Annotated in this window: 26 protein-coding genes; 15 read left to right on the forward strand and 11 right to left on the reverse strand. The window is 65.4% G+C overall.

The genetic code is table 11. The features are described 5' to 3' along the window. Nucleotides 1-23: 23 nt before the first annotated feature. From ACOHWE_RS03140 to pdxH, 3 genes are all read right to left on the reverse strand, one after another. Nucleotides 24-485, reverse strand: coding sequence for a DUF192 domain-containing protein (locus tag ACOHWE_RS03140; protein WP_420664672.1), 462 nt, complete (start codon nucleotides 483-485; stop codon nucleotides 24-26). 13 nt (nucleotides 486-498) lie between these two features. Beyond that, nucleotides 499-1038 (reverse strand): cold-shock protein, encoded by a 540-nt coding sequence (locus tag ACOHWE_RS03145; protein ID WP_420664035.1) that lies wholly within the window; start codon nucleotides 1036-1038, stop codon nucleotides 499-501. 133 nt (nucleotides 1039-1171) lie between these two features. Then, nucleotides 1172-1777, reverse strand: coding sequence for a pyridoxamine 5'-phosphate oxidase (gene pdxH / locus ACOHWE_RS03150; protein WP_420664037.1), 606 nt, complete (start codon nucleotides 1775-1777; stop codon nucleotides 1172-1174). 143 nt (nucleotides 1778-1920) lie between these two features. On the opposite strand from pdxH, the gene fabI reads away from it, so the two are divergent. Continuing rightward, on the forward strand, nucleotides 1921-2727 hold the full coding sequence (fabI, locus tag ACOHWE_RS03155; protein ID WP_420664038.1) for an enoyl-ACP reductase FabI: 807 nt from the start codon (nucleotides 1921-1923) through the stop codon (nucleotides 2725-2727). A gap of 1 nt (nucleotide 2728) precedes the next feature. Here fabI and ACOHWE_RS03160 read toward each other — a convergent pair whose 3' ends face one another. Further along, nucleotides 2729-3196, reverse strand: coding sequence for an SRPBCC family protein (locus tag ACOHWE_RS03160; protein WP_420664039.1), 468 nt, complete (start codon nucleotides 3194-3196; stop codon nucleotides 2729-2731). Between the two features lie 72 nt (nucleotides 3197-3268). Between ACOHWE_RS03160 and gpt the strand changes: the two genes are divergently transcribed. The 4 genes from gpt (at nucleotide 3269) to trpE (ending at nucleotide 8608) form a co-directional block, all read left to right on the forward strand. Further along, a complete protein-coding gene (gene gpt, locus ACOHWE_RS03165; protein WP_420664674.1) occupies nucleotides 3269-3772 on the forward strand; it encodes a xanthine phosphoribosyltransferase in 504 nt (167 codons plus the stop codon). 179 nt (nucleotides 3773-3951) lie between these two features. Continuing rightward, complete coding sequence (locus tag ACOHWE_RS03170) at nucleotides 3952-5127, forward strand: aminotransferase (RefSeq protein ID WP_420664040.1); 1176 nt, start codon at nucleotides 3952-3954, stop codon at nucleotides 5125-5127. 112 nt (nucleotides 5128-5239) lie between these two features. Then, on the forward strand, nucleotides 5240-7081 hold the full coding sequence (locus ACOHWE_RS03175; RefSeq protein ID WP_420664041.1) for a peptidylprolyl isomerase: 1842 nt from the start codon (nucleotides 5240-5242) through the stop codon (nucleotides 7079-7081). A gap of 15 nt (nucleotides 7082-7096) precedes the next feature. Continuing rightward, nucleotides 7097-8608: an anthranilate synthase component I gene (trpE, locus tag ACOHWE_RS03180; protein WP_420664043.1), complete on the forward strand. Its 1512-nt coding sequence runs from the start codon at nucleotides 7097-7099 to the stop codon at nucleotides 8606-8608. 95 nt (nucleotides 8609-8703) lie between these two features. Here trpE and ACOHWE_RS03185 read toward each other — a convergent pair whose 3' ends face one another. Beyond that, on the reverse strand, nucleotides 8704-10221 hold the full coding sequence (locus ACOHWE_RS03185; protein ID WP_420664045.1) for a divergent polysaccharide deacetylase family protein: 1518 nt from the start codon (nucleotides 10219-10221) through the stop codon (nucleotides 8704-8706). Between the two features lie 209 nt (nucleotides 10222-10430). On the opposite strand from ACOHWE_RS03185, the gene ACOHWE_RS03190 reads away from it, so the two are divergent. The 7 genes from ACOHWE_RS03190 (at nucleotide 10431) to lexA (ending at nucleotide 16008) form a co-directional block, all read left to right on the forward strand. After that, nucleotides 10431-11012 carry an anthranilate synthase component II gene (locus ACOHWE_RS03190; RefSeq protein ID WP_420664676.1) on the forward strand — a complete coding sequence of 194 codons (582 nt, stop codon included), beginning with the start codon at nucleotides 10431-10433 and terminating at the stop codon, nucleotides 11010-11012. Beyond that, entirely contained in the window at nucleotides 11009-12028 is a 1020-nt protein-coding gene (gene trpD / locus ACOHWE_RS03195) for an anthranilate phosphoribosyltransferase (protein ID WP_420664047.1), read from the forward strand. The genes ACOHWE_RS03190 and trpD overlap by 4 nt, the downstream gene beginning before the upstream one ends. Beyond that, nucleotides 12025-12678: a uracil-DNA glycosylase gene (locus tag ACOHWE_RS03200; protein ID WP_420664049.1), complete on the forward strand. Its 654-nt coding sequence runs from the start codon at nucleotides 12025-12027 to the stop codon at nucleotides 12676-12678. Before trpD ends, ACOHWE_RS03200 begins: the two co-directional genes overlap by 4 nt. Before the next feature lie 14 nt (nucleotides 12679-12692). Next, entirely contained in the window at nucleotides 12693-13505 is an 813-nt protein-coding gene (gene trpC / locus ACOHWE_RS03205; RefSeq protein ID WP_420664051.1) for an indole-3-glycerol phosphate synthase TrpC, read from the forward strand. 12 nt (nucleotides 13506-13517) lie between these two features. Beyond that, nucleotides 13518-13988 carry a cyclic pyranopterin monophosphate synthase MoaC gene (gene moaC, locus ACOHWE_RS03210; RefSeq protein WP_420664053.1) on the forward strand — a complete coding sequence of 157 codons (471 nt, stop codon included), beginning with the start codon at nucleotides 13518-13520 and terminating at the stop codon, nucleotides 13986-13988. Then, complete coding sequence (locus ACOHWE_RS03215) at nucleotides 13989-15158, forward strand: molybdopterin molybdotransferase MoeA (protein WP_420664055.1); 1170 nt, start codon at nucleotides 13989-13991, stop codon at nucleotides 15156-15158. A gap of 151 nt (nucleotides 15159-15309) precedes the next feature. Next, entirely contained in the window at nucleotides 15310-16008 is a 699-nt protein-coding gene (lexA, locus tag ACOHWE_RS03220; RefSeq protein ID WP_420664057.1) for a transcriptional repressor LexA, read from the forward strand. Here the strand turns inward: lexA and ACOHWE_RS03225 are convergent. After that, a complete protein-coding gene (locus ACOHWE_RS03225) occupies nucleotides 16002-18023 on the reverse strand; it encodes a ComEC/Rec2 family competence protein (protein WP_475682154.1) in 2022 nt (673 codons plus the stop codon). The two genes, lexA and ACOHWE_RS03225, sit on opposite strands and share 7 nt — an antisense overlap. Before the next feature lie 141 nt (nucleotides 18024-18164). Here ACOHWE_RS03225 and gltX point away from each other — a divergent pair, with 141 nt between their 5' ends. From gltX to ACOHWE_RS03240, 3 genes are all read left to right on the forward strand, one after another. After that, nucleotides 18165-19565 (forward strand): glutamate--tRNA ligase, encoded by a 1401-nt coding sequence (gene gltX, locus ACOHWE_RS03230; protein WP_420664061.1) that lies wholly within the window; start codon nucleotides 18165-18167, stop codon nucleotides 19563-19565. Nucleotides 19566-19690: 125 nt separating this feature from the next. Beyond that, nucleotides 19691-20986: a citrate synthase gene (locus tag ACOHWE_RS03235; protein WP_420664063.1), complete on the forward strand. Its 1296-nt coding sequence runs from the start codon at nucleotides 19691-19693 to the stop codon at nucleotides 20984-20986. 337 nt (nucleotides 20987-21323) lie between these two features. Beyond that, nucleotides 21324-22223, forward strand: a complete 900-nt coding sequence (locus ACOHWE_RS03240) for a calcium-binding protein (protein ID WP_420664065.1) — start codon at nucleotides 21324-21326, stop codon at nucleotides 22221-22223. 34 nt (nucleotides 22224-22257) lie between these two features. On the opposite strand, the gene ACOHWE_RS03245 is transcribed toward ACOHWE_RS03240, so the two are convergent. From ACOHWE_RS03245 to ACOHWE_RS03265, 5 genes are all read right to left on the reverse strand, one after another. Next, entirely contained in the window at nucleotides 22258-23034 is a 777-nt protein-coding gene (locus ACOHWE_RS03245; RefSeq protein ID WP_420664067.1) for an enoyl-CoA hydratase-related protein, read from the reverse strand. A gap of 95 nt (nucleotides 23035-23129) precedes the next feature. Next, nucleotides 23130-23612, reverse strand: a complete 483-nt coding sequence (locus ACOHWE_RS03250) for a cytochrome c-type biogenesis protein (protein WP_420664069.1) — start codon at nucleotides 23610-23612, stop codon at nucleotides 23130-23132. Continuing rightward, complete coding sequence (locus tag ACOHWE_RS03255) at nucleotides 23609-25573, reverse strand: heme lyase CcmF/NrfE family subunit (RefSeq protein ID WP_420664071.1); 1965 nt, start codon at nucleotides 25571-25573, stop codon at nucleotides 23609-23611. The genes ACOHWE_RS03250 and ACOHWE_RS03255 overlap by 4 nt, the downstream gene beginning before the upstream one ends. Before the next feature lie 77 nt (nucleotides 25574-25650). Beyond that, nucleotides 25651-26226, reverse strand: a complete 576-nt coding sequence (locus ACOHWE_RS03260) for a holin family protein (RefSeq protein ID WP_420664072.1) — start codon at nucleotides 26224-26226, stop codon at nucleotides 25651-25653. Further along, nucleotides 26217-26828, reverse strand: a complete 612-nt coding sequence (locus ACOHWE_RS03265; protein ID WP_420664074.1) for a holin-associated N-acetylmuramidase — start codon at nucleotides 26826-26828, stop codon at nucleotides 26217-26219. Before ACOHWE_RS03265 ends, ACOHWE_RS03260 begins: the two co-directional genes overlap by 10 nt. Nucleotides 26829-26900: the final 72 nt, after the last annotated feature.

The following is a 26900-nucleotide window of genomic DNA, read 5'->3' on the forward strand; positions in this document are numbered from 1 at the left end:
CCGCAAATCTGATTTGAAAAGCCCTAACAGGGCCAAACCGCTGTTTCTTGCGAAAAAACCGGGTGCCGTAGCTGGCTGCCCTTGGCAATGCCATGGCGCCGGGCCAGCCCGCCGTTGATTTCCAGCACCGCGAAAACTTCGCCGCCGCCGGAAATCGGTGTCAGATCGCCCGGCACAGCGTTCTCATGCACCAAGGTGACAGTGCCATTCGCATCGAGAAAGATGATATCCAGCGGGATCAGCGTGTTCTTCATCCAGAAGGCCGCAGGCTGCGGCGCGTCGTAGACAAACAGCATCCCCGCACCTTCAGGCAGGGTTTCGCGGAACATCAGCCCGCGGGCGCGCTCTTCTTCGCTGTCGGCGAGTTCAACCGTGAAAGCCGCCTGCCCCCAATCCCCGCGTAAATCCACGCGATCGGGCCGGCATTCCGCCGCGGCAGCGTCGGCAGTCAGAAATATTGCGCCGGCCAGAGCTGTCAAGCTCAGCCGCCGCACGGCGTCAGTCCTGCTCGGAAGGCAGCAGCGCCGCCTCCCAGGCCAGCACCTCAACCGCCATACGGCCGCGTTTGCCGTCGATCACCCGCATCGACAGCGCCTCGCCCGGCTGCAGGTCTGCCAGCCCGGACTGACGCAGAACCTCGACATGCAGGAACACATCCTCGCTGCGGCCGAACACATTGGCGAAACCGAATCCCTTGCCCTTGTCGAACCACTTGACCCGGGCCGGCTCCAGCGGCTTGCTCTGTACTGTGCCCATGTCGAGGTTGGCGAAATCGCTCAGCACCGGCGTCTCGTCCCGTTCGGGCGGCGCGATCGACAGCACCTCGACCGCCTGCACGCCGCGGCCGGTTTCCTGGGTAACCACTTCAATCCGAACGCCGTCCGCCACGGAGCTTTGGCCGAAGTTGCGCAACACGTTCACGTGCAAAAGAATGTCGGGGCCGCCCTCGTCAGACACGACAAAGCCGTAGCCCTTGGCCGGGTCGAACCACTTCACGAGCCCCTGAACCCGCTGCAAGCTGCTCAGATCTTCTGCCACGAAACTCTTCCCACTGCGTTTTTTATTATAGTCATAAACTGATGCGCGATTTCAGTTATTGAGTTCAAGTATTAAATTTTACCATTGTCGCAAATCTTATATTGACGCTGGGTCAAAAATCCCAATCGGGCAATCAGGGGTTGAGGCGGACAATTTCCCAACGCGCATTTGGGTTTTCTCGGCGCCAGCGGAACCGGTCATGCAGGCGGAAGGCGCCATCGGCCCAGAATTCGATCTCCAGCGGCACGATCCGGTAACCGCCCCAGAACGGCGGGCGGTCCGGGTTCGGGCCCTGCTGCGCGGTCACCTTGGCGACCTCGGCCATCAGGGCGCCACGGCTGGCCAGGGGCTGCGACTGGCGGGAAGCCCACGCGCCGAGGCGGCTCTTGAGCGAGCGCGAGCGGAAATATTCATCGGCCTGCGGCCCGTCCTCGCGGCTCACCGTGCCGCGCACGCGGATCTGGCGGCGCAGCGATTTCCAATGCATCACAAAAGCCGCCTTGCCGGTCGCCTCAAGCTCTTGCGCCTTGGCGCTTTCGTAGTTGGTGAAGAAGACAAAGGCACCGTCCTCGATCTCCTTCAGGAGCACCATGCGGGCATTCGGCAGCCCGTCCGCATCCACCGTCGCGAGGGCAATGGCATTGGGATCATTCGGCTCGCTGTTTTCCGCTTCTGCCAGCCAGGCGCGCGCAATGGCAAAGGGGTCCTCGCCTGCAAAGATTCCGGAGCGGTCGGACATGGGGCACCTCCTGGCGGGCATTTCACTGTTCGGGGGGGAAGTTATGCAGCTTCAGCCACCGCCACAAGGGCGTGCGCTCTTGATGCGCGGCGCGGGGCATACTAAAGGTCGCATAATTAACAGATCACAGGCGGAGAACCTGCATGTCTAGTCAACTGATGGCCGGTAAGCGCGGCCTCATCATGGGCCTGGCCAACGACAAATCCATCGCATGGGGCATTGCCAAGGCCTGCGCCGATGCCGGGGCCGAACTCGCCTTTTCCTATCAGGGCGAGGCACTGAAGAAGCGGGTCGATCCGCTGGCGGCGCAACTGGGCAGCGAAATTGTTCTGCCGTGTGACGTCTCCGACGAGGCCTCGATCGACGCGCTTTTCGCCGGCCTTGAGGAGAAATGGGGCAAGCTGGACTTCGTGGTGCATGCCATCGGCTTCTCCGACAAGAACGAGCTGCGCGGCCGCTATGTCGACACCAGCCGCTCGAACTTCCAGATGACCATGGACATTTCCGTGTTCTCCTTCACCGCCGTTGCCAATCGCGCCGAGAAGCTGATGAGCGAAGGCGGCTCGATGCTCACCCTGACCTATTACGGCGCAGAGCAGGTTATGCCGCATTACAATGTGATGGGCGTCGCCAAGGCGGCGCTGGAAGCGTCGGTCAAATACCTGGCCGAGGACCTGGGCAAGGACGGCATCCGTGTCAATGCGATCTCCGCCGGGCCAATCAAGACGCTGGCCGCCTCGGGCATCGGCGACTTCCGCTACATCATGAAGTGGAACGAGTACAACTCTCCCCTGCGCCGCAACGTGACCACTGATGATGTCGGCAAGTCGGCGCTTTACCTGCTGTCGGATCTCAGCTCCGGGGTGACCGGTGAAAACTTGCATGTGGACGCTGGCTACCACGTGATCGGCATGAAGGCGGTTGACGCGCCGGACATCGAAAAACGCTAAGTCAGCTTCTGCGCCGGGCCAGCTCCCGGCGCAGCCCTTCCAGGCCCCGCGCCATGGCCCAGCGGTGATTTGCCGCGAAGGCGGGCCACAAGACCGGCGCCAGCAGCCGTAGCACCGGCTTGCCCACCGCCACCCGCCAGTCATAGCGGATATCGGCGGTCTCGCCCTCCTGGACCAGCCGCCAGATCCCTTGCCCCTCAAGATCGCCGCTGGCCCGGATTTTCCAGCCGTGCGGGCGGTTGGCCTCCGTCACTTCTCCGATCCACCGCAGCGTATAAGGCAGTCGGCCGCGGGTGAGGAACGCCACCCTGCGCCCGACCCCATCCTCGCTGCCCGCCTCCAGGATCTGCACGTCGAGGTAGACGTCGCCCCACCACTCCGGGAAACGGGTCACATCACCCAGCACCTCGGACACGTCCTCGATCCGGGCCGGCACGCGCCAGCGGCTTGTCAGCAAGCGGGGTTTCATGCCTCGGAGTCTAGCACACTTCCCTTTGCGGCGCTGTTCGAGTATGCCTGCGCAAAAAACATGGAGATCGTGATGACCGACCGCCTGCCGCATGAAAAGGGCTTTCACATCAGCTGGGACCAGATCCACCGCGACTCCCGCGCGCTGGCCTGGCGCCTCGACGGGCAGGGCCCGGGCGACGGCACCTGGCGCGCGGTAGTGGCGATCACCCGCGGTGGCATGGCGCCGGCCATGATCGTCAGCCGCGAGCTCGGCATCCGCACCGTCGACACCATCTCGGTGCAGTCCTACCACCATCAGGCCCAGGGTGAGGCCGAGGTGCTGAAATCCCCCGACCAGGCGCTGATGGGTGACGGCGAGGGGGTGCTGGTGGTGGACGATCTGGTCGACAGCGGCAAGACGCTGGAACTGGTCCGCAAGCTCTATCCCAAGGCGCATTTCGCCACCGTCTACGCCAAGCCGCAAGGCCGCCCGATGGTCGACACCTTCATCACCGAAGTGAGCCAGGACACCTGGATTTTCTTCCCCTGGGACATGGCGCTGCAGTATGTCGAGCCCTACCGCGGCAAAGACTGATCCTGTCCTCGCTAAACGCTGGCTGAGGCGTGCCTCGCGAGGCGCGCCTTTTTACGTGCATTACGCCGGACGCGTAACCGCCTATTTTCCTTGAGCCGCCGCGGGGGGCGTGCCAGACAGGGCGGCGCAAGGCGCGCTGGCGCCGCGCCTAACGACAGACAGGCCCCAGGAAACCGTTCATGCACAACAGCCGCACCCAGGATACCTTCGTCTCCCCCATCGTTGAATCCCGCCGCTGGCTCGACGGGGCCGAGTTTACCTCGGATCGCCCGCTGCTTAACGTAAGCCAGGCCGCCCCTGCCGAAGCCCCGCCCGAGGGGCTGCGCCGGGCCATGGCAGAGGCGTCGCTGAACAGGGTAGACGCCCATCTTTACGGACCGGTGCTGGGCGATCCTGATCTGCGCAGGGCGCTGGCCGCGCAGATCTCCAGCCACTACGGCGGAGAGGTTTTCCCGCCTCAGGTGGGTATCACCGCTGGCTGCAACCAGGCCTTTGCCGCGGCCATCTCGGCGCTGTGCAATGAGGGTGACGAGGTGATTATCCCGGTGCCCTGGTACTTCAATCACAAGATGTGGCTCGACATGATGGGCGTCACCGCCGTTCCACTGAAGGCCGGCGGCGCAATGCTGCCGGACGTGGACGCTGCCGCGGCGCTGATCACCCCGCGCACTCGCGCCATCGTGCTTATCACCCCCAACAACCCCTGCGGCGTCGAATATCCGGACGGACTGGTGCAGGCCTTTTACGATCTCGCCCGCAGCCGCGGCCTCGCACTTTTGGTGGACGAGACCTACCGGGATTTCGACAGCCGGGAAGGTCCCCCGCACGCACTGTTCCAGCGCAAGGACTGGGACGACACGCTGCTACACCTCTATTCTTTTTCCAAGGCTTACCGGCTGACCGGCCACCGGGTCGGAGCGGTCGTGGCCTCCCCGGCCAAAATGTCCGAAATGGAGAAGTTTCTCGACACCGTCACCATCTGCCCGGCACAATTAGGCCAGATCGGTGCACGCTGGGGGATCGAGAACCTGCAGGACTGGCTGGCGGGCGAGCGGCAGGAAATCCTCGACCGCCGTGCCGCGATCGTGGAGGGCTTTCCGGCGCTTGCCGCCCGCGGCTGGGAGCTGCTCGGATGCGGTGCCTACTTCGCTTATGTAAAGCATCCCTTCGACGCCGCGTCCGAGGACCTTGCCCGCAAACTGGTCCGCGAGGCCGCGGTGCTGATGCTGCCGGGCTCCATGTTTATGCCCGAGGGCGACGCGGACGGCGCGCGCCAGTTCCGCATCGCCTTTGCCAATGTGGACCGCGCAGGAATCGCGGAGCTGTTCCGGCGCTTGGAAACCTTCCAGCCCTGAGCGTACCCCCTGCCCGCTGCCGCATCTTGCCCCGCCGCGGGCAGGCGCGTATTCAGGCAGCAACACACCCCGCGCCAAGCGCCGCGGGCACAGAAAAATTGAAGAGGGCATCATGGCCGCAGGCATGAAAAAGCTATCCAAAACCTTCGTCTGGATCCTGATGGGGATGCTCATAGTCGGCCTCGCGGGCTTTGGCGCCGTGAACTTCACCAGCTCCGCCTCATCGGTGGCGCAGGTCGGAGACGAGGAAGTCAGCATCGGCGACTACGTGCGGGAGCTGCGCCGCGAACAACAGGCCCTGCAGGCACAGTCCGGGCAGGCGGTGACGATCGCCCAGCTCAGTGCCTTCGGAATCGACCGCGTGGTGCTGGGCCGCCTCGTTTCGCTCGCCGCGCTCGACCACGAAGCCAAGCAGCTCGGCCTGTCCATCGGCGACGAGAACCTGCTGCAGGAACTCGGCGAAATTCAGGCCTTTCAGGGCATCAACGGCGGCTTCGACCGCGGCGCCTACCGCTTCGCGCTCGAGAACGCCGGGCTGAGCGAGGCCGAGTTCGAAGAAGATCTGCGCCGCGAAGCCGCCCGCACAATTGTCCAGCGGGCGATCATGACGGGCACCGAGATGCCCGCTGCCCTGACAGACACGCTGACCGGTTACATCGGCGAGCGCCGCAGCTTCTCCTATGTGCAGCTCAACGCCGATGACATTGCGCTGACCGCCGAAACTCCCTCGGACGAGGACCTCAAAGCCTTCTACGCCGCCAACCCGGACCTCTTCACACTGCCGGAAACCAAGGTAGTGACCTACGCTGCGCTGCGCCCGGAGATGCTGGTGGACGAAATGGATGTCAGCGAAGACACCCTGCGCAAGCTGTTCGAGGACCGCGCAAACGAGTACCAGCAGCCCGAACGCCGCCTGGTGGAACGGCTGGTCTACGCCAATGAGGAGGCTGCCGCCACCGCCAAAGCCCAAATCGAATCCGGCGGTGCCACCTTTGAAAGCCTGGTGGCTGACCGCGGCCTGGCGCTTGAAGATGTGGACATGGGTGATGTCACCGAGAAAAGCCTCGGCGCGGCCGGCGCCGAAGTCTTTGCAGCCGGCGTAGGTTCGGTTGTCGGCCCCCTGCCCTCAGCTCTTGGCCCGGCGCTGTACCGCGTGAACGGAAAGCTGGAGGCCCAGGTCACCACCTTCGAGCAGGCCGAGCCCGAGCTGCGCGACGAGCTTGCCACGGACCGCGCCCGCCGCCAGATCGAAGCGCAGGCCGAAACCATCGACGACCTGCTCGCAGGCGGCGCCACGCTGGAGGAGCTGGCAAAAGAAACCGGCATGGAGCTGGGCCGGCTGAACTGGACCGAAGACAGCAGCGAGGGCATCGCTGCCTATGAAGGCTTCCGCAACGCCGCCGCCGCAATCACTGCCGAAGACTTTCCCGAAGCGGCGTTCCTCGACGATGGCAGCGTCTTTGCACTGCGTCTCGACGAGGTGCTCCCGGAACGCCCTGAGCCCTTTGAAGATGCCCGCGGGAAAGTGCTGGAAGCCTGGCAGGCCGACCGCCTGAACACCGCGCTGCGCGAAGAGGCGGAAACCCTGCTGGCAGCCGCCAAGGAAGCTGGCAGCTTTCCTGGAGATGCCGAGGTGCAGGAGGAAACCGGTCTTACCCGCACCGCCTATATCGAAACCGTTCCGGCGGACCTGATGGCAGAGGTCTTCAAGATGGAAGAAGGCGCTTTCAGCATGGTGCTGGGCGGAACCTCCGCCGTCGTGGTGCAGCTTGATGGCATCCTGCCGCCCGCCGAGAACGACGACATGCAGATGCTGGCCGAGGCGCTTGGCGCCCAGCTTGACCAATCGCTTGCCCAGGCGCTGTTCCGCGCCTACGTGCAGGATGTCCAGACCCGGGCCGAACCGCAGATCGACCAGCAGGCGCTCAACGCGGCGCAGGCGAACTTCCAGTAAACGAGGCGGCACCCGATGGCATTGACCCCCGATTTCGACACCTTTGCAAAGGCTTACGAAGCCGGCGAGAACCAGGTCGTCTACACCCGCCTGGCCGCCGACCTCGACACGCCGGTGTCCCTGATGCTAAAGCTGACCGGTGCCCAGAAGGACGCCTTCATGCTGGAATCGGTAACCGGCGGCGAGGTGCGCGGGCGCTATTCGATCATTGGGATGAAGCCGGACCTGATCTGGCGCTGCCGCGGAGAGACCTCCGCGCTGAACCGCTCCGCGCGCTTTGATGCGGAGGATTTCGCCGAACAGCAGGGCAACCCGCTCGACCACCTGCGTGCGCTGATCGCAGAAAGCCGCATCGACCTGCCCGAAGACCTGCCGCAGGCCGCGGCGGGCCTGTTCGGCTACCTCGGCTACGACATGATCCGCCTTGTCGAGCACCTGCCAGACGTGAACCCGGACCCGCTCGGCCTGCCGGATGCGCTGATGCTGCGGCCCTCGGTGATTGCGGTGCTTGATGGCGTGAAGGGCGAGGTCACCGTGGTTTCCCCCGCCTGGGCCGCAGAGGGCCGGAGCGCCAAGGCGGCTTACGCCCAGGCCGCGGAGCGGGTGATGGATGCGGTGCGCGACCTGGAACGCGCGATGCCCGCCGAAACCCGCGATCTCGGCAGCGCGGATGAAATCGCTCCGCCGCTGTCAAATTTCACCAAGGACGGCTACATGGCTGCGGTGGAGAAGGCCAAGGAGTACATCCGCGCAGGCGACATTTTTCAGGTGGTGCCGGCACAGCGCTGGACGCAGGAATTCCGCCAGCCGCCGTTTGCGCTCTACCGATCGCTTAGGCGCACCAACCCCTCGCCTTTCATGTTCTATTTCAACTTCGGCGGCTTCCAGGTCGTCGGGGCGTCCCCCGAAATCCTGGTCCGGGTGTTCGGAAAGGAAGTCACCATCCGCCCAATTGCCGGCACCCGCCCGCGCGGCGCCACCCCGGAAGAGGACAAGGCGCTGGAAGCAGACCTGCTCGCCGACAAGAAGGAGCTGGCCGAACATCTGATGCTCCTGGACCTCGGCCGCAACGACACCGGCCGCGTGTCAAAAATCGGCACCGTGCGCCCGACCGAGAAGTTCATTATCGAGCGCTACAGCCACGTGATGCACATCGTCTCCAACGTTGTGGGCGAGCTGGCCGAGGACAAGGACGCGCTTGACGCCTTCTTTGCCGGCATGCCCGCAGGCACCGTCTCCGGCGCTCCCAAGGTGCGCGCGATGGAAATCATCGACGAGCTGGAGCCGGAGAAGCGCGGCATTTATGGCGGCGGTGTCGGCTATTTCTCGGCAGGCGGTGACATGGACATGTGCATCGCGCTCAGGACCGCCATCGTGAAGGACAAAAACCTCTACATCCAGGCCGGCGGCGGTGTTGTCTACGACAGCGACCCGGAAGCCGAGTATATGGAAACGGTGCACAAATCCAACGCGATCCGCCGTGCCGCCGCAGACGCAGCAATGTTCACCGGCAACGGCAATCTTTGACCCCGGCGCAGACCGCGGCCGCAGCCGCTGTCTGACCCGAATACCTTCGCCGAAGACCCGGCGCCACTTGAGGCGCCGTTCATGCTTCCGCCCGGCTACTTCTCCGGCAGCTGCGCCTCCAGCGTTGCCGAGACCGGCGCCAGCGCCACCTGGTTTGCACGGTCCTGCAGGCCCCAGATCAGCAGCGCCGACACGGTGTCGGGCTTCAGCCGGCCCAGCATCGTCACCGCGCCTTCCTGCCTCGCGCGGAACGCGGCCTGATCGAGGAAACGGCGGATCGCGCGCGGGTCCTGGCCAGCGCCGTCGAAATCCCGGAACACAACGCCCGCCGGCACACCCTCGCGCAGTGCAAGCTTCTGCACAGTGTTCAGCCCGCTGTTCTGGGTCAGAAGCCCATACCCCGCCGCGGCGGCAAAATTGGTCACCTGATCGGCCAGCGGGCGGTTGCCCTGGATGCCGGTCTCCACGCCTTCGAGGATTGCCACCGCCTCGGGCAGGCGGGTGCGCCAGACCTCAAGCGCAGTCTCCGCGTCCTGCGGCGCTGCGTTGCGCGGCAGGTCCGTAAGCAACAGGACCTCGAACCCGGCCGCCCGGTGCATGGCCATCTTCCGCTCCGCCTCCGGGTCATCGGGGTCGATTGCGATACTCAGCGGGTAAGGGAAGTCCGCCAGCGCCTCGGCGCCCAGCGAGCCTGGCGCGTCGATCAGCACAATCGACATCAGCGGGCGGCCTTCGGGATTGGAGAAAGGGACCGAAAAATCGGCAAACGGGGCCGTGCTGGGCTCGGCTTGCGTCGCAGCGCGCTCGGTCAGCGGCACCACCGGCGTGCCGATACCCGGCCCTTCCGCAGCCCCGGAGGCGCCTTCATCTTGTGCGGAGCTGGCCTCCGCCGCCTCTGCTTCCGCGCCGGGGTCCGGTTCGGCGGTCCCCGGCAAGACCGTCACCGCAGGCAAATGGGTGGCCTCCGGCGCACTGCCGATTTGGGGCGCGTTGCGGTTGGCGGGGCCAAGAGTGCCGCGGGGCGCATCGGGGCCCTGGCCGATAGCAGGCGCTTCAGGGGCGCCGCCCGCCCCCGCCACGACCTCTGCCGCGGGCCGGGGCGCTTCCATGCTGCCTGGAGTGCCCCCGGTCTGACCAGGACGCTGCTGCGCGGGCGGCCGCGGCGCAACGGTCACGACAACCGGGCCGTTGTCTGCCTGCGGCGCAGAAAGGCCTTCTGGTTCTACTGCTTCCGGACCTGCGGCACCGGCGGACGGCTGCCGGCCGGGCCCGGGGTCCGCCGCGGGCAGATCCGCGCGCGCAGCCGGAGTGGAGCCGCTGCCCACATCCGGTTTCCGCGCAGGCATGAGATCTGCGCCTTCCAGCGCGCTCAGGTCGTCGCGTTCGGCCCTGCTCTGCGGCACCGTTGGCAGGGCGCCGGCGAGATCCGCGTCCCGGCCCGGTGCCCCGTCAGGTACGCTTTCAGCCTCTTCTGCCACCGGCGCGGGTGCTGCAGGCGGGGTCTGCGCGACCTCCCGAACGGTTTCCGGCAGCGGCACCGACAGCGACCACATCGCCAGCCCGCCCGCGGCCAGAACAGCCCCGACACTCACGCCCGCCAGAAAATCCCGCATGCCTGCCCTGCCTCTCAATCTTTCCTGCCGGCCTTCCTGCCAGCCTTGCCGCCAGACCGCCAGCCCGGCGCCTTCTGCTCTGCCCGCAGCTGGCCCGGTCAAACGCCCTTCCTGCCCTTGACGCTGCCCTGCATCCCTGAGCATGTATGCTGCAGCCACTATACTGCGGCGCGGCCCCCGCCCGCCAGCCCTTAAAAGAGCCTGCCAAGATGCTGCTGCTGATCGACAACTACGATTCCTTCACCTACAACCTCGTGCATTATCTGGGCGAGCTGGGCGCGGAAATGGAAGTGCGCCGCAATGATGCCATCGACGTGCAGGAAGCGATGGCAATGCAGCCCGCGGGCATCCTGCTGTCGCCCGGGCCCTGCGACCCGGATCAGGCGGGCATCTGCCTTGCGCTCACCGAAGCGGCGGCGGAGACCCGAACCCCGCTGCTGGGCGTCTGCCTCGGCCATCAGACCATCGGCCAGGCATTTGGCGGCAAAGTGGTGCGCTGCCACGAGATCGTGCACGGAAAGATGGGTCGGATGCATCACAATAACACCGGAATTTTCAGAGGCTTGCCGTCGCCCTTTGAAGCAACGCGCTATCACTCGCTGGTGGTGGAGCGCGACAGCCTCCCCGATTGCCTTGAAATCACTGCCGAGCTGGAAGACGGCACCATCATGGGGCTCCAGCACAAGGAGCTGCCGATTCACGGGGTGCAGTTCCACCCGGAATCCATTGCCTCGGAACACGGCCACGCGCTTCTGAAGAATTTCCTCGACGTTATGAAGGTGCCTGCATGAGTGACCGCCTGAAACCGCTGATTGGCGCGGCCGCCGAACGGCCGCTGACCCGCGCCGAAGCGGAATTGGCCTTCACCCTGCTGTTCGAGGGCGAGGCCACGCCGAGCCAGATTGGCGGTCTGCTGATGGCCCTGCGCACCCGGGGTGAAACGGTGGACGAATACGCCGCCGCCGCCTCGGTGATGCGCGCCAAGTGCAACGCGGTGAAGGCACCGGCCGGCGCGATGGACATCGTAGGCACCGGCGGTGACGGCAAGAACACGCTGAACATCTCCACCGCGACGGCCTTTGTCACCGCGGGCGCGGGCGTGGTCATCGCCAAACACGGCAACCGCAATCTCAGCTCCAAGTCCGGCACCGCCGATCTGCAGTCGCAGATGGGGATCAACGTGATGGTCGGCCCGGAAGTGGTTGAGAAGGCAATCAATGAAGCCGGAATCGGTTTCATGATGGCGCCCATGCACCACCCCGCGACCCGGCACGTCATGCCGACCAGGACCGAGCTCGGCACCCGCACCATCTTCAATATCCTCGGCCCCCTCACCAACCCCGCAGGCGTCAAGCGCCAGCTGACCGGGGCGTTCAGCCGGGATCTGATCCGGCCGATGGCCGAAACCCTGAAAACGCTGGGCTCGGAACGTGCGTGGCTGGTGCATGGCTCCGATGGCACCGACGAGCTGACCATTACCGGCGTCACCTGGGTGTCCGCGCTGGAGGAAACCGGCACGCTCCGAGATCTGGAGATCCACCCGGAGGATGCGGGGCTGCCTGTACATCCCTTCGAGGCCATCGTCGGCGGCACGCCCGGGGAAAACGCCACCGCCTTCCGTGCGCTGCTCGAGGGTGCGCCATCGGCCTACCGCGACGCGGTGCTTTTGAACTCTGCCGCCGCGCTGGTGGTTGCGGGCAAGGCCGGCAGCCTGACGGAAGGCGCGGAAATGGCGGCACAGTCGATCGACAGCGGTGCCGCCAAGGCCAAGGTCGCAGCGCTGGCCCGGATCACTTCCGAAGCATGACAGATCTGCCGCGTGGGCTGGGCGGCTGGGCCCGCCTGCCTTTCTTCACCACCCACTGGCCTGCCATCGCCGCCGCATTGGAGGCGGAGGACGCACCTGTCGTGCCGCCCACGGACCAGCGCTTTGCGGCTCTGCAACTGACCCCGCCGGAGGCCACACGGTTAGTGATCCTGGGCCAGGACCCCTATCCGACCCCCGGCCATGCCCATGGCCTGGCGTTTTCGGCCGAGCCGGGCGTGCGCCCGCTGCCGCGTTCCTTATCCAATATTTTCAAAGAGCTGGAGGATGATCTTGGCGTCATTCGCACCACCGGCGACCTGCGCGGCTGGGCACGCCAAGGCGTTCTGCTCCTCAATACTGCCCTCACCGCACCGGCCGGGGAAGCCAATGGCCACAAGCATCTCGGCTGGCACCATCTGGCGCACCAGGTGCTGGAGATGACGTCTGCCCGCCCCACCGCTTACATTTTCTGGGGCAATGCCGCGCAGAAGCTTGAAACCCATATCAAACCGGGCGAACACTTGATCCTGAAGAGCCCCCATCCCTCGCCGCTTTCGGCACGGCGGGGTTTTTTTGGGTCAAAGCCATTTTCGAAAGTGAACAATTGGCTCGCCGCGCGCGGCGCTGCCGCGATAGACTGGAACGCATGAACGGAGCCGCTGGAATGACGGAAAACGTGCTCGACAAGATCAAGGCCTACAAGCTCGAGGAAGTGGCCGCAGACAAGGCAGCAAAACCATTCGAGGAAGTAGAGGCCGCGGCCCAGAACGCCCCGGCCCCACGCGGTTTTGCCAAGGCGCTGATGCAGGCCAGCCGCGACGGCTACGGACTGATTGCCGAAATTAAGAAGGCCAGCCCCTCCAAGGGCCTGATCCGTGCCGATTTCAACCCGGGCGAGCTGGCCAAGGCTTATGAGGCGGGCGGCGCTGCCTGCCTCTCGGTACTCACAGACACGCCCAGTTTCCAGGGCGCCAAGGAATACCTGGTGGAAGCGCGCGAGGCCTGCAGCCTGCCGGTGCTGCGCAAGGATTTCATGTACGACCCCTATCAGGTCGCCGAGGCGCGTGCGCTTGGCGCCGACTGCATCCTGATCATCCTCGCCTCTGTCTCCGACGCGCAAGCGGCGGAGCTGGAGCAATGCGCCTTCGACTGGGGCATGGACGTGCTCCTGGAAGTGCACGACGAGGCCGAACTGGAACGCGCCTGCAACCTGAAATCGCCGCTGGTGGGCATCAACAACCGCAACCTCAAAACCTTCGAGACCACGCTGGACACCACCCGCACCCTGTCCCGCCTGGTGCCCGCAGACCGCACCATTGTCTGCGAAAGCGGCCTGTCCACCCCCGAAGATCTCGCCGACATGGCCCGCTATGGCGCCCGCAGCTTCCTGATCGGCGAAAGCCTGATGCGCCAGGAAGACGTGGCCGCCGCCACCCGCGCGCTGCTGGCAAACCCGCTGACACCGGGCGCAATGTAGGGAGACGGAGCAATGAGCCTCACCCATTTCGACGCTAAGGGCGATGCCCATATGGTGGATGTTTCGGACAAGCCGGTGACCGCGCGCGTTGCCACCGCCGAAGGCCACATCGTCATGGCGCCGGAAACCTTTGAAATCATTTCCGAAGGCCGCGCCAAGAAAGGCGACGTGCTGGCGGTGGCGCGGCTGGCGGGAATCATGGGGGCGAAGAAGACGCCGGAGCTGATCCCGCTCTGCCACCCGCTGCCGGTCACCAAGGCTGCGGTGGAGCTCACGCTGGACCCCGACCTTCCCGGCATCCGCATCGAGGCCACAGTAAAGACCACCGGCCAGACCGGCGTCGAAATGGAGGCGCTCACCGCCGTCTCCACCGCAGCGCTCACCGTCTATGACATGGCCAAGGCGGCCGATAAGGCAATGCAGATCGGCGGCATCCGCGTCATTCTCAAGGATGGCGGAAAATCAGGACGTTACGAGGCCTAGATGATCTCCGTCAGCGACGCTCTCAGCCAACTTCTCGCCCTGGTCTCCCGGCTCGGCAGCGAAGACGTGCCGCTAGAAGACGCCGCGGGCCGGGTGCTGGCGCGCGAGGTTCAGGCGACCCGGGACCAGCCGCCGTTTGCCTCCTCGGCGATGGATGGCTACGCGGTCCGCGCCGACGAGGCCGAGCAGCACGCGATGTTCAAGGTAATCGGCGAAGCCGCGGCAGGCCACGCCTTTCCGGGACGCGTCGGGGCGGGCCAGGCCGTGCGCATCTTCACCGGCGCCCCAGTTCCGGAGGGGGCAGGCAAGGTGGTGATCCAGGAAGACGTGACCCGCAGCGGTGATCTCATCACGCTCACCAGCCCGCCCGGCCCCGGCACTCACATCCGCCCGCAAGGCGGGGATTTTCCGGCGGGTGAAACAATCACAGCACCACGGCGGCTTGCTCCAGCGGATATTGCTTTGCTGGCCGCGATGAACATCGCCCGGGTTCCGGTCACACGCCGGCCCGAAGTGGCGCTGATCTCCACCGGGGATGAGCTGGTGATGCCCGGCGGCACCCCCGGACCGGAGCAGGTCATCGCCTCCAATACTTTCGGGCTGAAATCACTGCTCGAAGCCCTTGGCGCCCGCGCCCGCATCCTCCCGATTGCCCGCGATACCGAAACCGCCCTGCGCAGCGCCTTTGCCCTCGCCGAGGGCGCGGACCTGGTGGTGACCATCGGCGGCGCATCGGTCGGCGATCATGATCTGGTCGGCAAGGTTGCGCAGGAACTCGGCATGGAACGCGCCTTCTACAAGGTCGCGATGCGCCCGGGCAAGCCGCTGATGGCGGGCCGGCTCAATGGCGCGGCGATGGTGGGGCTGCCGGGCAACCCGGTTTCCGCCATGGTCTGCGGCCACATCTTCCTGGCACCGATGATCCGCGCGATGCTTGGCCTGTCCGCGATTGAAGAGCCCCGCACCGCCCCGCTCGCCGCGCCGCTTGGCCCCAATGGCCCGCGCGCGCACTACATGCGGGCGGCGCTCGGGGCCGACGGCCTGCGCGCTTTCGGGAACCAGGACAGCGCCCTTCTCTCCGTGCTGGCCCGCGCCGACGCTCTTCTGATCCGCCCGCCGCAGGATGGCGCGCGGGAAGCAGGTGAAGCAATGCAGTATATACCGCTTTAAAACCCACGGGCCTTTCCCAAGACAGCCGCACCACAACCCCGCGCTTGGCGCAGTTTTTGCCTTCCCCGCAACTCCGAGCAGAGCTGTTGACACAAAACGGGAACATGCGTAGAACAAAATGAAACACCCTTGAGGCGCGGAGGCACCACAAATGCTCACCAAGAAGCAACTGGATTTGCTGGAATTCATTCACGGCCGGCTGCAGCGCAACGGGGTGCCGCCCAGCTTTGACGAGATGAAAGTGGCACTCGACCTCAGGTCGAAATCCGGCATCCACCGGCTGATCACCGCTCTTGAAGAACGCGGTTTCATCCGGCGCCTCGCCCACCGCGCCCGCGCGATCGAGATCATCCGATTGCCTGAAAGCCTAGGCGGCACGGCTGAGCCCCAGGGTTTCGCTCCCCGGGTAATCGAGGGCGGCCAGGGCGCGGCCGATACTGCGCCGGCGGCCTCCTCCAGCCCCGCCGCGGTGGAGCTGCCGGTAATGGGCCGCATCGCCGCCGGTGTCCCGATCGAGGCGATCAGCCAGGTTTCCCATCAGGTCGCGGTGCCGGGCGCGATGCTGTCCTCCAGCGGCCAGCACTATGCGCTGGAAGTGCGCGGCGACTCGATGATCGAGGCGGGCATCAACGATGGCGACATCGTGGTGATCCGCGAGGCGAGCACCGCCGACAATGGCGATATCGTCGTGGCCCTTGTCGAAGGTCAGGAAGCGACACTGAAACGCTATTACCGCGAGGGCCGCATGATCGCACTGGAGGCCGCCAACCCGGCCTATGAAACCCGCCGCTATTCGGCGGACAAGGTCGAGGTGCAGGGGCGCCTGGTGGGCCTGATCCGCAGCTACTGAGCCGTAAGGCGGGCCGCTGGGGGCCACACGGAGGGCAGTTTTTGTGCCGGTCTGGCCCCACCCTGTGCCGTCCACAGCCGTGCACCGCTCACCTCCCGCGCGGTGCGCAGCTTCCCTTCCGCACTGATGGCGATACTGCCGGTCTGAATCAGGTCCTCAGGCGTAAGCAGCAGGCAGCCATCCTGCGGAAACGCGCTCTCCGGTGTTACTGTTGAGACCAGGATGTCTCCCGGGCCGCAATGCCCCGCCGCGGCAAGTTTGCGCTTGCCAGGCGCGTGCACCAGCTGCCCGGCGGGGCCGCGCCACACCGCCGGACCGCTGCCGGCTGCCTGCCAGCGCCCAGCGGCATCGGCCTGTGAGGCAAAATCGCCATCGTTCTCCAGCCAGATGCCCGCAGTGAACCCCTGGCTCTTTGCCCGCGACAGCGCCCGGCCCTCTGGCCCCATCACTCCGACGAGACCGCCAGTGTCGGCGATCAGCAGGAAGGGCCGCTCCGCCTGCTGCCAGAGCCAGAAAGCCGCTGCCGCCGGCAGCAGTCCCGCCAGCCGCATCCGCCCCTGCCAGAGGGCCAGGAAAAGCAGACCTGCCGCCAGCAAGGGCAGCACCCGCGGACCCGGCGCCGCGACCGCGGACAAGGCGCCCTCCAGCCCCGACACGCTCCGAGCCACCGCCAAGATCCATTCCAGTCCCCAGCGCATCACCGCCAGCGCCGCGCCCTCCAGCCCGAAGGGCAGCAGGCAGGCGGCCAGAACCGCAGATGGGATCACCACCGATCCCATCACCGGCACCGCCAGCAAATTGGCCAGGAGCCCGTAATGCGGCAGCGTATTGAAATGGGCCGCAGAAACGGGCGCGGTCGCCAGTCCCGCCACAGCGGAGGAGATCACAAGAGCCGCCACCGGGCGCAGCCAGCGCGGGCCGAGGCTGATCTCCGCTTCACGCAACCAGCCAAAGACAGCAACCAGTGCCGTTGTGGCGGCAAAGCTCATCTGGAAGCCAGGGCTGAGCAGGCTCTCCGGCCGCCGCAGCAGCACGATCACCGCCGCCACCGCCACCGCGCGCAGCGTGATTGCACGGCGGTTCAGCAGTACCGCGGCAAACATAACTGCCACCATGATAAAGGCGCGCTCGGTCGCGACATTGCCGCCCGACAGCATCAGGTAACCCGACCCTGCGGTCAGCGCCGCCACAGCCGCGATTTTTTTGCCCGGCAGACGCAGCGCCAGGGGCGGCACCAGCGCCAGCGCCACCCTCAATGCGGCAAAAACAAACCCGGTGAGCAGCCCCATGTGCAGGCCTGAGATTGCCAGAAGATGCGCCAGATTGCTGTGCCGCAGGGCTTCCAGGACTGGGTCTGGCACGCCGCCGCGCACCCCGGTCATGAGCGCCGCGGCAAAGCCGCCTGCCTCACCCGGGAGGCGTACCTGCAGTGCTTTCGCGATGCGGTGGCGCAGCCGCTCAACCGCCAGCGCATCGCCCGCCGGTTCCGCCAGCAGCACAGGCACCCGGGTATAGCCGAGGCTGCCCAGTTCCTGGAACCAGGCATGGCGGCGGAAGTCGAAGCCGCCGGGCTCGGCCGGGCCTTGCGGCGGCAGCAGGTGCGCCGTCGTCATTACCCGCGACCCGGGCACGGGCAGCCGATCCGCCGCCATCAGCGAGACACGCACCCGCGCGGGCGTCCGCCGCGGCGGCACGTCCGCCAGCCGCACCTGATCGAGCGTCATCCGAAGCGCGCCGGTCTGGGAGCGGTCGAGCGCCACCAGCCGCCCTTCGACAGGACCATAATAGCGGAAGTCCAACACCGGCGCTGCAATGTGGTGGGCGCGCGCGCCGCCGAGGCAAAATCCGGCCGCAAGAAGCGTCGGCGCCCAGGCCAGGAAAGCCAGCTCCCGGCGGCGCAGCGCGAGACCCGTGCAGCAACAGAAAACCGCGGCCGCAGCGGCATATTCCACTGCGCCTGGTTCGAATTTCAGGCTAAAGTAAAGGCCGATCCCCGCGCCCAGCCACACCGGCACCCAGGGGAGAAGATATCCCCGCTGCCGTTGCAACATATCCGCGATGGCTGGTCCCAGCCGCATGCTTGCCCCCCGCCTTCTGGCCCGGTAGACAGACGCAACTCTAGGCCTCACACGGTTTCCAAAAGGTAAATCCCCCTCATGACCAAACCGGTTGTCACCCGTTTCGCCCCCTCTCCCACCGGCTTCCTGCACATCGGTGGCGCCCGCACTGCGCTTTTCAACTGGCTTTTCGCGCGCGGCCGCGGCGGCAAGTTCCTCCTTCGGATCGAGGACACCGACCGCGAGCGTTCTACCCCGGAGGCGACCGCGGCCATTCTGCAGGGACTGGAATGGCTGGGCCTGGACCACGACGGTGAGGTGATCAGCCAGTTCGCGCGGGCAGACCGCCACGCCGGGGTGGCCAAGCAGCTGCTGGCTGAAGGCAAGGCCTACAAGTGTTTTGCCACCCAGGAAGAAATTGCAGCCTTCCGCGAGCAGGCGAAGGCCGAGGGCAAGTCCACCCTCTACCGCTCGCCCTGGCGAGACGCCGATCCGGCCACGCACCCGGACATGCCATACGTAATCCGCATCAAGGCACCGCAGGAAGGCGCAACGGTCATCAAGGACGAGGTGCAGGGCGATGTGACGATCCGCAACGACCAGCTCGATGACATGATCCTGCTGCGCTCGGACGGCACCCCGGTCTACATGCTGGCGGTGGTGGTCGATGACCACGACATGGGCGTTACCCATGTGATCCGCGGCGACGACCATCTGAACAACGCCGCCCGCCAGATGATGATCTACGAGGCGATGGGCTGGGAAGTGCCGGTCTGGGCGCATATCCCTCTGATCCACGGGCCCGACGGCAAGAAGCTCAGCAAGCGCCACGGCGCGCTTGGCGCGCAGGAGTACCAGGCGATGGGCTACCCGGCGGCCGGCATGCGCAACTACTTGGCCCGGCTGGGCTGGAGCCATGGCGACGACGAATTTTTCACGGATGCCCAGGCCAAAGAGTGGTTCGGGCTCGACGGCATTGGCAAGAGCCCGGCCCGGTTCGACACCAAGAAGCTGGAAAACCTCTGCGGCCAGCACATTGCCATCAGCGATGACGCTGCATTGCGGCAAGAGATCGAAGCCTACCTTGCTGCGGCGGGCAAGCCTTCGTTGAGTGACGCACAGTCAGCCGGGCTGGAGCGGGCCATGCCCTGTCTGAAGGACCGTGCGCGCACCTTTCCGGAACTGCTTGAAAAAGCCCACTTTGTTCTGACCTCACGGCCTATTGAACGGGATCAGAAAGCTGAAAAGGCGCTGGCATCTGTATCCGATGGTATACTGGAAGAATTGACGCCGCAGTTGCAAAATGCTAGCTGGGTCCGTGACGATCTGGAGGTGCTTCTGAATGATTTTGCGGAAGCGCATGATACCAAGTTCGGCAAGCTGGCGGGTCCCTTGCGGGCTGTGCTGGCGGGCCGCGCGGTAACGCCTTCGGTGTTCGACATGATGCTGGTTCTGGGCCGCGAGGAGACATTGGCCCGGCTTGCTGACGCAACGGGCTGACCTGGCGTTAACCACCAGGTAAGCCTGCTCCGATATGACCACGCCTGCGCGTATCCGCGCAGGTGCTGCCCCGCATCAAGAGGCCGGACCGGCCGCTTGGATGCCTGTAAGAGGAAGGGACGCCCATGACCGAGACCAAGAAATCTGCCACGCTCAGCCTTAACGGCAAGGATTACGAGCTGCCCATTTTTTCGCCGACGGCCGGGCCCGATGTCCTCGACATCCGCAAGCTCTATTCGCAGGCAGGGGTCTTCACCTACGACCCGGGTTTCACCTCGACCGCCAGCTGCGACAGCACCATCACCTATATCGATGGCGATGCCGGGCATTTGCTGCACCGTGGCTACCCGATCGACCAGCTGGCCGCCAAGTCGCATTACCTCGAGGTCTGCTACCTGCTTCTTTACGGGGAGCTGCCGACCGCGGCCCAGCTCGAGGACTTCGAGACCCGGGTGACCCGCCACACCATGGTGCACGAGCAGATGCACAACTTCTTCCGCGGCTTCCGCCGGGACGCCCACCCGATGGCAACGCTGGTCGGCGTGGTTGGGGCGATGTCGGCCTTCTACCATGACTCCCTGGACGTGAATGACCCCTGGCAGCGCGAGGTCGCCGCGATCCGCCTTATCGCCAAGGTGCCGACGATTGCCGCGATGGCCTACAAGTATTCGATCGGCCAGCCCTTCGTCTATCCGCGCAACGATCTCGATTACGCGTCGAACTTCCTGCACATGTGCTTCAGCGTGCCGGCCGAGGAATATCACGTAAGCCCGATCGTGGCCCGCGCCATGGACCGGATCTTTACCCTGCACGCGGACCATGAGCAAAACGCCTCGACCTCGACGGTGCGGCTGGCGTCTTCCTCCGGCGCCAACCCCTTCGCCTGTATTGCGGCCGGCATCGCCTGCCTCTGGGGTCCCGCGCACGGCGGCGCCAACCAGGCCTGCCTGGAGATGCTGAAAGAAATCGGCACCGTCGACCGCATCCCCGAGTTCATTGCCCGTGCGAAGGACAAGAACGACCCGTTCCGCCTGATGGGCTTTGGCCACCGCGTCTACAAGAACTTCGACCCGCGCGCGACGGTGATGAAACAGTCCGCTGACGAAGTGCTGGACCTCATGGGGATCGAGGACAACCCGATCCTGCAAGTCGCCAAGGAACTGGAAAAGCAGGCGCTCGAAGATCCGTATTTCGCCGAGAAGAAGCTGTTCCCAAACGTCGACTTCTACTCCGGCATCATCCTCGAGGCGATGGGCTTCCCCACCTCCATGTTCACCCCGATCTTTGCGGTGAGCCGCACCATCGGCTGGATCTCGCAATGGAAGGAAATGATTGCCGACCCGCAGAACAAGATCGGCCGCCCGCGCCAGCTGTACCTGGGCGAGACCCTGCGCGATTACGTGGACATTGAAAACCGCTGACCGCCGCTGCGAGACGAGACACGGAGCGCCCCGCTTTTGCGGGGCGTTTTTTTTTTTGACCGTACTCTTTACGCTGTATGCAGGTTTCCCAAGGGCAGATTGCCCCTAGCGCGAGGCATCCCGTAGCTTTTGCAAATCCCGGCGCCCGCGCGGCTTTCCACAGTCAGGAAACAGTACGGGTGCGTTACGGCAGCCGTCCGGAAACAGGACACAAATCATACGGGAAGTTGACGCAGAATGCACAACCTTTTAGGAAGTTCTTAAGCATTTCAGGGGCGCGGGACCGAGGCAGGAAAAACTCCCATGCCTCCCGCGCGGTTAGACGGCAGGATATTTCATGGAACTTCTCATTCTTCTTGGCCTGGGCCTCACGGCGGGCACTTTTGCGCTGCTGGACGACGATGACGACAGCGGAAATTCCGAGGAGGGGAACACAGACGAACGTCAGGGAAGCTCCAATCCAGAACCGGAGCATTACGAAAGCAACGAGGCCGCGACCATTACCGCCACCGATGCAGCGAATGACATCATCGGAGGCAGCCAGGATCAGTCTATCTTCTTGCGCGGCGGCGACGATTTGGCAGAGGGACGCGGCGGCGACGACCGGATTTTCGGGATGGACGGCGACGACTTCCTTACCGGCGGATCCGGCGACGACTTCCTGCGCGGCGGGTCCGGCAATGACTTGCTGGTTGACGGTTCCGGGTCGGACACACTGCACGGCGACAGCGGTAACGACCTTATTGTGGCGACGTCTACCTTCGATGGCGAAGGGCTCGCGGGGTTCTACCGCGGCGTTGCAGAAGGCAGCATTACCGATCCCGCCAGCATCAACGAGCATTACACGCCAGCCACCGATACCGACACCGGCGCAGACAGCGTGTCAGGCGGCGGCGGGAATGACAGCGTGATCGCCGGTGAAGGCGATACTGTATCCCTGGGCAGCGGCAACGACATGCTGGCAGTCGGAGACTGGCATCAATCCGATGACGACCCGGTCTTTGTCACCGATTTCGACCCCACCGAAGACGTGCTTGTCTACTCGCACGATGGTGAGGGCACGATGCCGGACCTCTTCGTCATGCATCTTGAAGACGGGACCGGCGGGGGCCAAGGCTCGGCACTTCTGTTTGCCGATAACGCCCTTGTCGCACGGATGCCGGGTGCAGGAGGCCTGCTGTCGGTCAGCGACATCAGCATAGTAGAGCGGACAGCAGAGAGTTCCCTGCTGTCCTGACGGCTATTCCAACAACCGTGGAAAGGGAACGGCCTCAGCGCCCTTCGAATTTCGCGGGGCGCTTTTCCATGAAGGCGGTGACGCCTTCCATAAAGTCGCGGCTCTTGCCGCATTCGCCCTGCAGATGCGCCTCGGCCGAGAGCTGTTCCGGCAGGGTGCGGTTGGAGCTTTCACGCAACGCGGTTTTGATGGCGCCGAACGCCTTGGTCGGGCCGTTGGCCAGGTACTCGGCGCGGGCGCGCCAGTGTGCTTCGAACCGGTCATCCGGCACTGCTTCCCAGATCATGCCCCAGTCGCTGGCCTGGCGCGCGGTGATGGGTTCTGCAAACAGCGCCGCCCCCATTGCCTTGGCCAGCCCCATCTGCCGCGGCAGGAACCAGGTGCCGCCGGCGTCTGGTATCAGGCCGATACGGGCAAAGGCCTGCATAAAAAAGGCGCTTTCCGAAGCGATCACCACATCCGCGGCCAGCGCCAGATTGGCCCCCGCCCCGGCGGCAGCGCCGGTTACGGCAGAGATCGTCGGCACCGGGCAGTCATAGACCGCTTCCAGCATCGGGGTGTATTCGTCGCGCAGCGTGCGCTCCAAATCAAGACTGCCTGCGCTGCTCGCATCGCTCAGATCCTGGCCCGAGCAGAAGCAGCCGCCCGCGCCCGTCAGCACCACGGCGCGCGCCTCCTGGCCCGCAAGCCGCATCGCATGGGTGATCTCGGCACGCATCTGGCTCGTCAGCGCGTTCTTCTTCGCCGGGCGGTTCAGCGTGATCACGGCCAGCCCGTCTTCCAGCGCAAACAGAATTTCTTTGTAGTCCATAGCGTGCCTCACCTTGATTGCGGCGGCCGCGCAGGGGCGGCCGGTTTGGCCGCATGGTGACGCAAAGCCTGCCCGCCGGAAAGGCGGACCCGGCGTCATTCGTCGAGGATTTGCTTCAGCCGTTCGCGTTCCTCGGGGCTCAGGCCGCGCTCCGCCGCCTTGGGCGCGCGCGACCGCTTGCGCACGTAGACCGCACCGATCCCCAGCGCGCAGAGCAGCATCAGGGGGCCCGCCGCCCACAGCAGCCAGTTGGCGCCGCTCACCGTGGGGCGCAGCAGCACGTATTCGCCGTAGCGGTCGACGATGAAGCCGATCGCCTCACGGTCGCTGTCGCCCGCCATCAGCCGCTCGCGCAGGAGGATGCGCAGGTCGCGGGCGAGTTCGGCGTTGGATTCGTCGATGCTCTCGTTGCGGCAGACCAGGCAGCGCAGGTCCTTCGACAGTTCCCGCGCGCGGGCTTCCAGCGCCGGGTCGGCCAATACCTCGTCCGGTTCCACCGCGCTTGCGGGCAGCGGCGCCAGCAGGCTCACGGAGACCAGTGCGGCCAGCATCAGCGGGATCAGTCGCAGGCGTCTCATTCGGCGGGCACTCCTTCGCTGCGGGTCCTGCGCGCGCCCGCGGCGACGCGGAAGCGGCGGTCGCTGAGGCTCAGCAGGCCGCCAAGCGCCATAAGGATCGCGCCGCCCCAGATCCAGTTGGCGAGCGGCTTGATATAGGTGCGCACGGTCCAGCCGCCATTATCCTGCCGGTCGCCGATCACCACGTAGAGGTCGCGGGTCAGCCGGTAGTCGATCGCAGCCTCAGTGGTGGGCATCCTGGCAACCGGGTAGTCGCGCTTCTCGGGATAAAGCGTCGCCACAGGCTGGCCCTCCCGGGTTACCTCGATGCGGGCCATGGAAGTGAAGTAATTCGGGCCGCGCGCCCGCTTCACTTCGGCGAGCTCCAGTTCATAGGCGCCGACGCTGAACGGTTCACCGATTTGCGCTACGCGGATGTCCTCCTGCTCCCAGGCGGTGAGGCCCGCGATGGCAAAGATGGTGATGCCAAGGCCGGCATGTGCAACCGCCTTGCCCCAATCCGCACGCGGCAGCCGCGTCAGCCGCCGCAACCGGTTCGACCTGCCGACACGCAGCCAGAGGTCGGTAAAGGCCCCGAACACCACCCAGGCGCCGAGGAACAGCCCAACCGGCCCCAGCGCCGAGCGTCCGGTCTGCAAGGCCCAGGCCAGCACGCCAAGAGCCACCGCCAGAAGGAAGACATAGCGCAGCTGCCAGGCAGCCCGCCCCAGCCGCCCGCGCTTCCACGGCAGCATGGCGCCAAGCGGCAGGATCAGCCCCAGCGCCACCATGAAGGGGGTGAAGGCCGAATTGAAGAAGGGCGGGCCAACCGACAGCTTCCGGTCAAAGGCCATCTCCGCCACGATGGGCCAGAGGGTGCCGAAGAAGACCACAAAGCAGCTCACCGCGAGGAGGATATTGTTGGCCACCAGCGCGCTTTCGCGGCTGACCACGCCGAAGACCCCCTTGGCCTCCATCGCCTGCGCCCGCGCGGCAAACAGCGTGAGCGCCCCGCCGGTGAAGACCGCGAGGATGATAAGGATGAACACCCCGCGCTCCGGGTCATTGGCAAAGGCATGAACCGAGGTCAGCAGGCCCGAGCGCACAATGAAAGTGCCGATCAGCGAGAACCCGAAGGCGAGGATCGCGAGCAGGATGGTCCAGCTCTTCAGGCTCTCGCGTTTCTCCACCACGATGGCCGAATGCAAGAGCGCCGCCGCCAGGAGCCAGGGCATAAAGGAAGCGTTCTCTACCGGGTCCCAGAACCAGAAGCCGCCCCAGCCCAGTTCGTAATAGGCCCACCAGGACCCAAGCGCGATGCCGATGGTGAGGAAGATCCACGCGGCCAGCGTCCACGGCCGCACCCAGCGCCCCCAGGCAGCATCGATGCGGCCTTCGATCAGCGCGGCCACAGCAAAGGAAAACGCCATCGAAAGCCCGACGTAGCCAAGGTAGAGGAACGGCGGATGGAAGGCGAGCCCGGGGTCCTGCAGCAGCGGGTTCAGGTCCTGCCCGTCGAAAGGCGGAACGGCGAGCCGCTCGAAGGGGTTGGAGGTGAACAGGATGAAGGCAAAGAAGGCGACGCCGATGGCGGCCTGCACCGACAGGACACGCGCCTTCAAAGTCGGTGGAAGCCCCTCGCCGAACACCGAGGCCAGCGCCCCGAACAGGGCGACAATCAGCACCCAGAGCAGCATCGAACCCTCGTGGTTGCCCCAGGTGCCGGAGATCTTATAGAGCATCGGCTTCGCCGAATGGCTGTTGAGCGTCACCAGCTTCAGCGAGAAGTCCGAAGTGATGAAGGCCCACATCAGCGCGCCGAAGGCAAAGGCGGTGAACAGGAACTGCGCCTGCGCGGCTGGTTCCGCCACGGCCATCCAGCCGGGCCATCGTTTCTGCGCGCCGATCAGGGGGACCACCATCTGCACGAGGGCGATCATGAAGGCGAGGATAAGGGCGAAGTGGCCAAGCTCTGTAATCATGCTTCCCCTATATGCCGATCCGAAGGGGCCGCCAATGGGCATCGCCGCGCCACGCCGCCGCAGTGAGCAAATTGTGATCAGCTGCGCAGCCGCTTCCACTCTTCCAGGGCCGGATTGGCATCCGGTGCGGTGGCGTCCAGCCGGGCGGCGGCATCGGTGCCGGTGCCGGCCGGCCCCGGCCGTGCGGCGCGCATGGCGTCCAGTGCCGCGATATTGCCCGCCGCCTCCGGCAGGCGCGCGATGCTGGCAGCAATGCCCTCCTGGAACTCCTGCGCCTTCACCTGATGGCGCGCGCCGAAATAGAAGGACACGATGACCCCCAAGAGCCACCACAGCGGCTCGGGCACCAGCGCGATGCCCTGCATCCGCGCGGCAAACCACAGGGGGTCCGCCAGCGCCGCAACCATCAATCCGATGGTTCCGAGTGCCAGCATCGGCCGCGGCAGGCGGTTGACCCCGTCCATGAACCGGTCGAACCTCCCCTTGCGCCCGGTCCGGAATTCGGCGCCGAATTGCGAGAGCGCCGCTGCGCGCAGTTCGTAAGCGCGCGACGCGCCGGCTTCGGCGTTTTCCCGAAACACTTCAACCGTCTCCCGCAAAACATTCTTTTGCGTTCCAAAAGTCATGGTCAGAAAGTCGCCGATCAGCCCCATGCCCTGGTCCTTTCCGCAAATTGCTCCGAACTGAGGTGATAACGCGGGGAGATGAACTCTTCTGCCCGCTTGATCCAGCCGCCCTTGCCGCCCGCCCGGCTGCGGGCGTATTTTCGGCTGGCCGGGCGTCGGTCGGCGAGGCGGAAGTAGTAGTTGCGCCGCGCCACGCCGTAGGCATCGCGCAAGACCGCTTCCGAGACCGCCGCCGCGCGCGCCGCGGCCTCGGCGGTCTCGGGGCCAATCACACCGTCCGCCGCCAGTTTAAAACCCATCTCGATAAGCAAGCGCTGCAGGATACGCACCGCGTTGCTGCCGGCATTCACATACATGTCGAAGACGGGCGCCTGCAGGCATTCGGGCAAGCGGTTGATCTGCGGCTGCTCGAAATAGTGGCGCACGAATATCTCCGCCGCCTCAGCACGGCTCAGGCGATGCAAATCCGCGATCCCGACCCCGCCGTCGCCATCCAGATCCAGCCCCAAGCGGCGCAGCGTTGTAAGCGTGACCCCGTGTTTGGTAGCTCCGCCCGGATCGTCGGGGTCATTCACAAACCCGCCCTCGCGCACAACGATAGTGTCGGCAATCTCTCTAACCGTCAGCATGGCACCTCACCTTTTGCAAGGTTCATCCTGGCCAAAGCCCGCTAACCCCGCGTCACCGGAGCGACCGCGCCC

The sequence above is a fragment of the Cribrihabitans neustonicus genome (assembly GCF_048820895.1).
GTDB classification, from domain to species: Bacteria; Pseudomonadota; Alphaproteobacteria; order Rhodobacterales; family Rhodobacteraceae; genus Cribrihabitans_A; species Cribrihabitans_A neustonicus.

Excerpts from the sequence above, each read along its gene's own strand:
- ACOHWE_RS03185 (WP_420664045.1), bottom strand. The coding sequence starts at position 10,221 with ATGCGGGATTTTCTGGCGGGCGTGAGTGTCGGGGCTGTTCTGGCCGCG.
- trpC (WP_420664051.1), top strand. The coding sequence starts at position 12,693 with ATGACGGAAAACGTGCTCGACAAGATCAAGGCCTACAAGCTCGAGGAA.
- ACOHWE_RS03200 (WP_420664049.1), top strand. The coding sequence starts at position 12,025 with ATGACAGATCTGCCGCGTGGGCTGGGCGGCTGGGCCCGCCTGCCTTTC.
- trpE (WP_420664043.1), top strand. The coding sequence starts at position 7,097 with ATGGCATTGACCCCCGATTTCGACACCTTTGCAAAGGCTTACGAAGCC.
- ACOHWE_RS03170 (WP_420664040.1), top strand. The coding sequence starts at position 3,952 with ATGCACAACAGCCGCACCCAGGATACCTTCGTCTCCCCCATCGTTGAA.
- ACOHWE_RS03265 (WP_420664074.1), bottom strand. The coding sequence starts at position 26,828 with ATGCTGACGGTTAGAGAGATTGCCGACACTATCGTTGTGCGCGAGGGC.
- ACOHWE_RS03175 (WP_420664041.1), top strand. The coding sequence starts at position 5,240 with ATGGCCGCAGGCATGAAAAAGCTATCCAAAACCTTCGTCTGGATCCTG.
- gltX (WP_420664061.1), top strand. The coding sequence starts at position 18,165 with ATGACCAAACCGGTTGTCACCCGTTTCGCCCCCTCTCCCACCGGCTTC.
- ACOHWE_RS03245 (WP_420664067.1), bottom strand. The coding sequence starts at position 23,034 with ATGGACTACAAAGAAATTCTGTTTGCGCTGGAAGACGGGCTGGCCGTG.
- ACOHWE_RS03215 (WP_420664055.1), top strand. The coding sequence starts at position 13,989 with ATGATCTCCGTCAGCGACGCTCTCAGCCAACTTCTCGCCCTGGTCTCC.
- ACOHWE_RS03240 (WP_420664065.1), top strand. The coding sequence starts at position 21,324 with ATGGAACTTCTCATTCTTCTTGGCCTGGGCCTCACGGCGGGCACTTTT.
- fabI (WP_420664038.1), top strand. The coding sequence starts at position 1,921 with ATGTCTAGTCAACTGATGGCCGGTAAGCGCGGCCTCATCATGGGCCTG.
- gpt (WP_420664674.1), top strand. The coding sequence starts at position 3,269 with ATGACCGACCGCCTGCCGCATGAAAAGGGCTTTCACATCAGCTGGGAC.
- ACOHWE_RS03260 (WP_420664072.1), bottom strand. The coding sequence starts at position 26,226 with ATGGGGCTGATCGGCGACTTTCTGACCATGACTTTTGGAACGCAAAAG.
- ACOHWE_RS03255 (WP_420664071.1), bottom strand. The coding sequence starts at position 25,573 with ATGATTACAGAGCTTGGCCACTTCGCCCTTATCCTCGCCTTCATGATC.
- ACOHWE_RS03160 (WP_420664039.1), bottom strand. The coding sequence starts at position 3,196 with ATGAAACCCCGCTTGCTGACAAGCCGCTGGCGCGTGCCGGCCCGGATC.
- lexA (WP_420664057.1), top strand. The coding sequence starts at position 15,310 with ATGCTCACCAAGAAGCAACTGGATTTGCTGGAATTCATTCACGGCCGG.
- moaC (WP_420664053.1), top strand. The coding sequence starts at position 13,518 with ATGAGCCTCACCCATTTCGACGCTAAGGGCGATGCCCATATGGTGGAT.
- ACOHWE_RS03190 (WP_420664676.1), top strand. The coding sequence starts at position 10,431 with ATGCTGCTGCTGATCGACAACTACGATTCCTTCACCTACAACCTCGTG.
- trpD (WP_420664047.1), top strand. The coding sequence starts at position 11,009 with ATGAGTGACCGCCTGAAACCGCTGATTGGCGCGGCCGCCGAACGGCCG.
- ACOHWE_RS03235 (WP_420664063.1), top strand. The coding sequence starts at position 19,691 with ATGACCGAGACCAAGAAATCTGCCACGCTCAGCCTTAACGGCAAGGAT.
- ACOHWE_RS03250 (WP_420664069.1), bottom strand. The coding sequence starts at position 23,612 with ATGAGACGCCTGCGACTGATCCCGCTGATGCTGGCCGCACTGGTCTCC.
- pdxH (WP_420664037.1), bottom strand. The coding sequence starts at position 1,777 with ATGTCCGACCGCTCCGGAATCTTTGCAGGCGAGGACCCCTTTGCCATT.